This window comes from Mitsuaria sp. WAJ17, assembly GCF_014174515.1.
Lineage (GTDB): Bacteria > Pseudomonadota > Gammaproteobacteria > Burkholderiales > Burkholderiaceae_C > Roseateles_B.
Map to the genome: position 1 here is coordinate 1 of NZ_JACJUG010000083.1, position 1,592 is coordinate 1,592.

Below are 1,592 nucleotides of genomic sequence, written 5' to 3' on the forward strand. Positions count from 1 at the left end.
GTGATGGTCTCGTTCTGCCCCACGTCCTCGGTGCGGTTGTCCCCGATGCTGATCGTCTCGTTGTGGTCCACCCGCTCCTTGCGGTCGTTGTGCACCGTGATCGTCTCGTCGTGGTCCACGGTTTCGGTGCGGTCGTGCTTCACGTGCACCGTCTCGTCGTGGTCGATGGTCTTGCTGCGGTCGTGGCCCACCCAGTGGCTCTCGTCGTGCTCGACCTCGATGCGCTGGTCCTTCTCGGCGTGCAGCCAGACTTCCTCCTGGCCCTTCTTGTCCTCGAAGCGGATCGCGTTGGCGTTCTCGTAGCCGCCGCCCTTGCTGGAGCGGCTCAGGATGCCCGTCTGCGTCTTGTTGGCCGGCAGCTCCCAGGGCGGCATGTTGTCCTGGTTGTAGACGCGGCCCGTGATCAGCGGGCGGTCCGGGTTGCCGTCCAGGAACTGCACCAGCACCTCCTGCCCGATGCGCGGGATCGCCACGAAGCCGAAGTTGCTGCCCGCCCAGGTCGAGGCCACGCGCACCCAGGCGCTGCTCTTGTCGTCGAAGGTGCCCTCGCGGTCCCAGTGGAACTGCACGCGCACGCGGCCGTACTCGTCGGTGTGGATCTCCTCGCCCGCGGGGCCCACCACGATCGCCGTCTGCAGGCCGTAGATCTTGGGCTCGATGGAGTTGTGGCTGCGCCCGGGGCGCCAGGGCACCTTTTTGCGCAGGCAGCTCAGCTGGGCCTGGTAGTGCGAGACCTGACCCTGCTGGGTCTCGAAGTTGTTGCTCGCGCTGTGGCGCACCTCCAGCACGAGGAAGCTGGTGTCGTCGCCGTCGTCCACCAGGCCGAAGCTCTCGCTCATCACGTGGCCGGTGAGCTGGAAGTAGCGGCCGGGCTGCATGCCGCGGAAATCACTCACCGCCACGAAGTGCTTGGCCGCGGCTTCGATCTCCTCCATGCGGCGGCGCACGTAGTCGCGGCCCGCGCCGGCGTCGGCGTAGCCGTAGGCGCCGGCGTACTCGTAGACCTCCAGCGGGGGGATGTCCCCCTGCTGGTTCAGCGTGGGCGTGTCCGCCATCTGCGGGCGCGGGCGCTTGAAGTCGAAGCTCGACGCACTGAAGCTGGTGCTGGCCACATTGCGCACGGGGGTCAGGCCTTGCACGCCGGGCTCGCGCACGCCGGCGTCACCCTTCCAGGGCACGGCGGCGCCGCCGTCCAGGGGCTCGCAGGCGGTGGAGTCACCGCTGATCACCAGGGTGTGGCCGCTCTTGCTGTGCTCGTACCAGTAGTGCCAGCCCAGGGCCTCCCAGCGGCGGTGCAGGTAGTTGTAGTTGCTCTCGTCGAACTGGCAGGCGTCCGTCATCACCGGGTCGCTGCCCAGCTGCTGGCTGCGCCAGTCCGCATGCGGGCATTCGCCCAGCAGCTGCGCGGTCTGCTGCTCCACCGTCTTGAAGTGGAAGAGGCGGTTGTTGCGCGTCAGGCGCAGGAAGGCGAGCCAGGGCAGCAGCACCATGTCGTAGTACGCGAAGCCGCCCTCGTTCTTGACGAAGCGGAACTCGAAGACATGGCCGTTGAAGAAGCGCGAGCTGCCGTCGTCGCGCAGCAGCTCGATGCT

1 protein-coding gene is annotated in these 1,592 nt (G+C 67.7%); it reads right to left on the reverse strand.

What is annotated here, in order from left to right; genetic code table 11:
* Window positions 1-1,592, reverse strand: a 1,592-nt coding sequence (locus H5407_RS23450; protein ID WP_183106900.1) for a type VI secretion system Vgr family protein, incomplete at both ends; no start/stop codon positions are given.